Source organism: Mesorhizobium escarrei, assembly GCF_935825525.1.
Lineage (GTDB): Bacteria > Pseudomonadota > Alphaproteobacteria > Rhizobiales > Rhizobiaceae > Mesorhizobium > Mesorhizobium escarrei.
The window spans coordinates 1-6,897 of record NZ_CAKXZT010000062.1 but is presented as its reverse complement, the minus strand read 5'-3'; the positions used below and the strand labels follow the sequence as shown (position 1 = coordinate 6,897).

The window sequence follows — 6,897 nt, the reverse complement described above, 5'->3', positions numbered from 1 at the left end:
CGCGCGAGCGGCTTCGTCCTCGGAGGTGAATGCCGTCATTGTTGCGCAGTCGTGGAGCGACGAGCCACTGAATCACGATCTGCGAGCAGGTAAGATCGGCCAGCGCCGTGATCACTCGGGATCAGTTCGACTCGCCGCCGCGGGGACAATGAGACCTAGGCATGCGACATGGCAGATCTGTGGGCTGGACAAATCATGGGCCGGCCGCATTCCGCCCCGACCCGGAACTCGGATTGGGACGCTTTGACAAAGCGCACGTGATTTCGTCACGTGAGATACCAATGTCGTTAAGAATGTCATCCGGTGACCGGCTCAACTCGTCCGTTATCATCCACATAGCTTTTCGCTCGGCGCGAAGGCGGAACCATCCGCGAATGTAGCCAATGGTGCCATTATGAAAACTTGTCCACATCGAAGTCATTCCTTAATCATCTGCTCGAACACACGGCACGGAACGGCACTGGCGGTATTCACCGCGAGAAGGACCGGTTACGTCGCATCTGACTCGTCTCAATTCCGAACTTATCGGTCTCGTCCGGCTGGGCAGGCGCACCGCGGCGGCAGCGACTGCAACCGCGCCGGCGAGGGTTAAATGCTGATTGTCTTTCGTAACATAGTTCTGTTTCCTTTCAGCGATTATGGTTCATCAAGCGATCAAGATGACAAGCATAGGTTGTGCCGGCCGACAACAAAGGCCAGAACCATCATCTTCTTCTACAAACAATTGCTATGCTAAGTTTACGGTGCGTGAGGTCGCGCTCGAACACAACGAATATATATTTCAAAGCTAATTTTCTAGCTTTAGCAAGCTATATTTTAACGGCAAGCTTGACAAATCCACCGCTAACCCTCTCGGTGCTCCACCCAGGGTGGTCAAGAGACGTTCGGCAAAAACGGGTTTGCGGGCCAGGGCCGCTTTGGAACGGGCGGCGGATGCTTCGTTCCTTCTCTCCCCGCTTGCGCATGTGCGTTTGTCGCTACGCTATCGGCCTGCGTCGTGCTATACTTTTTCTTTGGCTTCTTTCGACGGGATGGAGATGTTCGCCCTGTCAACCTTGGCGCGGAGAAGCATTGGCGTTGCTCTTGTCGGTTGCGCGTTCCTCGCGCCGGCTGCCATTGGAGCAGGAGTTACTGAAGATGTCGCGATGGGAATCCGCCTTGCGGAATTGCTTCGCGCGGGGCGAAGCGTTGTCTCCAACTATCAGACACTAATCAACGATCCCGCACTTGGCGACAAGCACCTCGACAGCGAGCGGTTTGCGAGCGAGGCCATCGCCGTTTACTCAAAAAACACCGGCCAGGACCCGTTTTCCGGCGAATTGACCAAACGCGACCGGCGTCTGCTTGAGGCCCAGATTGGGGCTATGCGGGAGGTGGTGGACGAGCAGCAAGATGACATCAACCGCGCTGGGATCGGGTTCAAGGGCTTCGTGCCGGCCGTTTTCGCGCGTCTGTTGAATGAGAAATTCGCCGCCAAGGTTGGCAACGAAGCTCTGGTGCGCGTGACTGCGCCCGAGCAACTCGTGCGCAACCGCAAATCTCTTCCGGACGCTTGGGAAGCCAGCATCATCGTAAGCGTCTTTTCAGATCCGAAGAGAGCAAAAGGCGAAGCCTACACGGACGTGACCGAGGTGGAGGGACGCCCGGCATTTCGAATGCTCCTGCCCGAATACTATACGGAGTCGTGTCTTTCCTGCCACGGCGAGCCGAAGGGCGAGATCGACATAACTGGATATCCCAAGGAGGGCGGAAAAGCCGGCGATCTGGGGGGCGCAATCAGCATCGTCTTGTTCAAATGAGCGTCCTGGAACAGACACCCCACGAGGTGAAAGCCATACCGGTGCCGTCGAAATCCCTGGGACGTCGCCTTGCCAGTCTGCCGATCGCGGCCCGCGTAGCTGCACTGACAGCGGCCGGCCTCATCAGTCTCATCGTATCTTCCATCCTTCTCACGCAGGCGCTTTATCGCAGTGCCGACCGCACAGCAGACACTAAGGCATTGTTCGATCTCGCGGCGACTGCGGCTGCGGCGCACGTGACCTTTGGCGAATTGCGATACTGGCTCACCGATTTGTCGGTCAGCTTGCTAATGAACTCCCAGCGGAATGCCGAGCAGGCGCGTGAGCGACTGCTGGACCAACTGGACGGCCTTTCGAAATTATCCCCCGATGCAGTGAGGGAAATCCGTGTCGAGATCGATGACTACGTCAAAAGGGCACTAGAGGCGGCGGACAGCTATACTCAGGATAACCGCATCATTGGAAACGCTCTCCTGGCCGAGGCGCGAACCCACAGCACAAATGTCGATGCCGCCCTTAACAAACTTGTCGAGCAAGTGAGCGCCGAGGCAGAAGCTGCTCGCAACGAGGCTGTAAGGCTAGCCCAGAAAACCGCGACTACCGCTGCCATTCTGGTGGTCATCGTGCTGTTGATTGGGTCGCTTCTTACAATCCTTGTTCTTCGCTCGATCATTGGCCCGTTACGGCGGCTGAACCGGGTCATCGGCGAACTGACGCAAGGACGCTACGATATTGAAATACCGATTGAGGGAGGCGACGAACTCGGCGCAATGTCGCGGACGCTTCGACTTTTTCGCGCGGGCGCGATTGAAAAGAAACGACTGGAAGACGAGGCGGAGCAGCAAAGACGGACGATCGCAGCGGCGCTTGAGGCAATTTCTGACGGATTTGTCCTATTCGATCCGCAGGACAGGGTCATCCTGGCCAACAGCAAATTTTGCGAATTCTTCCCTGACCATGCGCGAGCTTCTCTTCCTGGGCAAAGCTTCCAAGAAATCTTGGAGCAACGCCTGGCGGGCGGGCAAGTCGACCTTGCGGGCGCGTCGCCGGAGGAGTGGATTGCCCAGCGGTTACACATCCACAAGGACCCGGCGGGCTTCGTCGGTGAGGATCGCTTCGGCGACAGATGGGTTCGCGTAAGCAGGCGAAAAACGCCTGACGGCGGCGCGGTCGCCGTTTACACCGACATCACGGAATTGAAACAGAGACAAGACGAACTCGAGCGCGCCAAGAGCCGTGCTGAATCGACGAATGAAGCCAAGAGCCGCTTCGTCGCATCCGTCAGCCACGAACTGCGTACGCCGCTGAACGCGATTATTGGCTACAGCGAGATGCTGATCGAAGATGCGAGCGACCAGCACATGGTGGAATTCGTTCCGGAACTGGAGAAGATCGCCGCGGCTGGTCGCCATCTCCTGGCCCTCATCAACGACATCCTCGACTTGTCGAAGATCGAGGCGAACAAGATGGAAATTTTCTTGGAAACGTTCGACGTCGCCGATTTGATGCGCGACGTCCAGGCCACAGTCGCGCCTCTGATGGCGAAAAACCGAAACGGTTTCGTACTGGACCTCGAGGACGACCTCGGGAAAATGCATTCGGACCAGACGAAGTTGCGTCAGAACCTGTTTAACCTGCTCAGCAACGCCGCCAAGTTTACCGAAGGGGGTCGAGTAACACTCGCGGTGCGTCGCGACAGGCGACCAAACGGCGATTGGCTGATATTCAAAGTGTCCGACACCGGGATCGGGATGACGTCGGAGCAGCAGGAACGGCTCTTCGACGCTTTTACGCAGGCGGACGCATCCACCACTCGCAACTATGGCGGAACGGGGCTTGGCCTCAGCATAACCCGGAGTTTTAGCCGAATGATCGGAGGCGTTGTAAAGGTCGAGAGCGAACTCGGAAAAGGCTCGACCTTCACAATGGAGATCCCAGCCGAGTTCAAAAAAGAATCTAGTGAGCAACACCCCTCCGAAGCTGTGCCGTTGCCGCCACGAGACAAGGCGGTTCTGATCATAGATGATGAACCAGCCGCTCGAACCGTCATCGCCAGCGCCTTGGCGGAGGCGGGACTAGCATCGTTCGAAGCAGCAAGCGGCGAGGAAGGCATAGCCGCTGCTCGAGTGCATCGCCCCGCGGCGATCATTCTCGACATCATCATGCCGCATCAGGACGGCTGGTCAGTGCTGCGATCTCTGAAGAACGATAGGGAGCTTTGCGAGATTCCTGTGATCCTTGCGACGATACTTGCAGATCGCGAACTCGGCCTCTCACTCGGGGCGGTTGAATACCTGACGAAGCCGATCGACACCGAGAAGCTGATTCAAACAATTGAGGCTTGCGGCGGTGGCAACCGCGATGTGCTTGTAATTGATGACGACCAAGCCTCCCGCGATTTCCTTCGGCGTATCCTGATCAAGAAGGACTGGCGGGTTCACGAGGCAAGCGACGGCGTGCGCGGCCTTGGCCTGATGAAACGGTTGTTGCCGCGCCTGGTGGTGCTTGATCTGCTGATGCCCGAAATGGACGGGTTTCAGACATTGAGTGAGATGCAGCAGACGCCCGAGCTGCAGAACATTCCGGTGGTCGTAGTTACCTCGAAAGATCTGTCGATGAACGAGCTCGAATGGCTGCGCGATAGGGCGGTTGCCGTTGTGACCAAGGGCGCGAACAGCAGGTCTCAATTGGTCAAGGCGCTCGAACGCCAGATTTCCGCGGCCGAGTAGGTTGGCCCGGCATCTCAGTTCGTTGACCCATCATTAGAGAGGCCGAAGATGACGAGAATCCTTCTGGTGGAAGACAACGAAATGAATCGCGACATGCTCTCGCGGCGGTTGTCGCGGCGCGGGTTCGAAGTGCTTATTGCGGAAAACGGACAATCGGGCGTGGAACTAACGATTTCGGAAAGACCGGATCTGATCCTTATGGATATGAGCCTGCCCGTGATGGACGGATGGGAGGCGACACGGCGGATCAAGGCTGATCCGGCCACCTCCGGGATCCCTATAATCGCGCTTTCTGCACATGCTATGACAAGCGATCGGGAATTGGCGCTTGAGGCCGGCTGCGATGACTACGACAGCAAGCCGGTGGACCTGCCGAGGCTTGTCCAGAAAATCGAACAATTGCTTGCCGCAAATCCGTGAGCCGCCGAGTCGGCGGATTGGAGACATGACTGCCAACGAGTTCCAACGCCACGCAATAGCCGCCCATCTGGCGCAGACGCTTGCTGGACCAGCACGGGCAATCTCGGGATTTCAGGAACTGCTGCTAGAACAGGTGCAGAACCACAGTCTGGTGCACATCACTCCAGATATTGAGAGGGTCGGCGCCGCTGCCCGGCAATTGAACAGCCTCATCGACAGCTTGATCCATGGCAAAGCCGACTATCCGGACCATTCAGGGCGCGAGATCGAGGCGAAATTGCGCCACGATTTGCGAACACCACTCAACGCGATTATCGGCTACTCCGAAATGATCCTTGAAGAAGCCGAAGAATTGCACGAACACGCATTGGACGAAGATGTCAGGGTGATGCTCGCGGCTGCGGCCGAGCTGTTGGCGCATGTCGATGCGATTGCCGGCCTATCGCGCGCCAGCGACAACGAAGGGCTGTGGACGACGGATCAGGCAGAGATCGATGCAGCAGGGCTCGAAAGGGCGCTGGGCAAGACGGAGCGCGATGCATTCTCAGCACGCAACGGTAGAATACTTGTCGTCGACGACATCTGCAGTAACCGCGATCTTCTCTCGCGCCGCTTGCTGCACGAGGGTCATCAGGTAGTCACTGCCGAGTCAGGCCTGTCCGCGCTGACCCGCCTTGCGGAATATGAATTCGACCTTGTTCTGTTGGACATACTGATGCCGGACATGAACGGCATCGAGGTGCTCTCGCGATTGAAAGCTGAGCGCCGGTGGCGGCACATCCCGGTCATTATGATATCGGGGCTGAACGAAGTCGACGCCGTGGTCCGCTGCATCGAGGCGGGAGCTGACGACTACTTGCTTAAACCGTTCAATCCGGTCCTGCTGCGCGCCCGGATCAACTCCAGTCTGGAGAAGAAGCGTTGGCGCGACCGCGAGCACCAGTATCTTCAGCGGATCGAGGCGGAAAAGCGGCGGGCCGACTCGCTTCTACATGCCGTCCTGCCCGGTCAAATCGTTGCACGGCTGCAAGGGGGCGAGGAGATCATTGCGGACCGGTTCGAGGAAGTGACCATCCTTTTTGCCGATATTGTCGGATTCTCGCCTATCGCAGCGAAATTGCCGGCATCCGACCTTATCAAGCGCCTCGACCGGATGTTCAGCATGTTCGACGCGCTGGCAGAGAAGCATTCCGTGGAGAAGATCAAGACTATAGGAGACGCGTATATGGCCGCTTGTGGTCTTCCGGAGCCGGCGGCCGATCACGCCGACAGGGCCGTGGCGCTGGGAAAATCCATGCTGGACTCGTTGAGGCTCTTGGCGTCGGGCAGCGATAGTTTTCGTGTCCGAATCGGCGTACACACCGGACCGGTGATCGCCGGTCTGATCGGCCGACATCGGTTCGTTTATGATGTCTGGGGCGAAACCGTGAACATCGCAAGCCGGCTCGAGTCCCAGGGCGTAGCCGACCGCATGCAAATCTCGGAGGCAACCAGACGCGCTCTGCACGCCCCTTGGGAGCTAGAACCGCGCTGCACTGTGGAACTGAGAGGCGTCGGCAAGATGGAGACCTATCTCGTTCGACACTGATGTCTGATTTCCTCAAGCGACGCGTAAGCGAGTAGCGTCCGTGTCATCATACAGCATGACTGGGTTAGGCTCGGCGGACTTGGCTACCACCACCCGACCCCTCCATATCGAATTTAGGTCATGGGTTGCTGGCGAGACTGGAGGCCTATGTCGAGACGGGCTTTCTGTGCTTCCGCCGCATCTCCAAGCGGAAGTTCATCCATCTGTGATGGTCGAGAATAACGCCAGAGCTATCGCGACACGGGTGCTGATCTACCGTGGCACCATACGTCCGGAACGTGTCCGAGACGCGACCTCTATAGCGATGGCCGCGCAAGTCTGATTATGTGAAGGGTTGCGGATGCCGGCCATCCACGTGGTG

Annotated in this window: 4 protein-coding genes; all 4 read left to right on the top strand. The window is 57.8% G+C overall.

Annotation, left to right across the window (positions count from 1 at the left end; all coding sequences use genetic code 11):
* Positions 1 to 1,037 precede the first annotated feature (1,037 nt).
* Genes NMG80_RS04530 through NMG80_RS04515 form a run of 4 tightly spaced genes read left to right on the top strand, consistent with a single transcriptional unit; the run spans position 1,038 to position 6,536 of the window.
* Entirely contained in the window at positions 1,038 to 1,799 is a 762-nt protein-coding gene (locus NMG80_RS04530) for a Tll0287-like domain-containing protein (RefSeq protein ID WP_367185920.1), read from the top strand.
* Entirely contained in the window at positions 1,796 to 4,528 is a 2,733-nt protein-coding gene (locus NMG80_RS04525) for a response regulator (protein WP_254017026.1), read from the top strand. Before NMG80_RS04530 ends, NMG80_RS04525 begins: the two co-directional genes overlap by 4 nt.
* A gap of 48 nt (positions 4,529 to 4,576) precedes the next feature.
* Positions 4,577 to 4,948: a response regulator gene (locus tag NMG80_RS04520; protein ID WP_031255744.1), complete on the top strand. Its 372-nt coding sequence runs from the start codon at positions 4,577 to 4,579 to the stop codon at positions 4,946 to 4,948.
* Between the two features lie 25 nt (positions 4,949 to 4,973).
* The gene (locus tag NMG80_RS04515) at positions 4,974 to 6,536 is read left to right on the top strand and encodes an adenylate/guanylate cyclase domain-containing protein (RefSeq protein ID WP_254017028.1); all 1,563 of its coding nucleotides are present in this window, start codon (positions 4,974 to 4,976) and stop codon (positions 6,534 to 6,536) included.
* The last annotated feature ends 361 nt before the right edge of the window (positions 6,537 to 6,897 follow it).

What these genes read in the sequence shown, in the direction of transcription:
- NMG80_RS04530 (WP_367185920.1), top strand. Translation starts at nt 1,038, where the DNA reads ATGTTCGCCCTGTCAACCTTGGCGCGGAGAAGCATTGGCGTTGCTCTT.
- NMG80_RS04525 (WP_254017026.1), top strand. Translation starts at nt 1,796, where the DNA reads ATGAGCGTCCTGGAACAGACACCCCACGAGGTGAAAGCCATACCGGTG.
- NMG80_RS04520 (WP_031255744.1), top strand. Translation starts at nt 4,577, where the DNA reads ATGACGAGAATCCTTCTGGTGGAAGACAACGAAATGAATCGCGACATG.
- NMG80_RS04515 (WP_254017028.1), top strand. Translation starts at nt 4,974, where the DNA reads ATGACTGCCAACGAGTTCCAACGCCACGCAATAGCCGCCCATCTGGCG.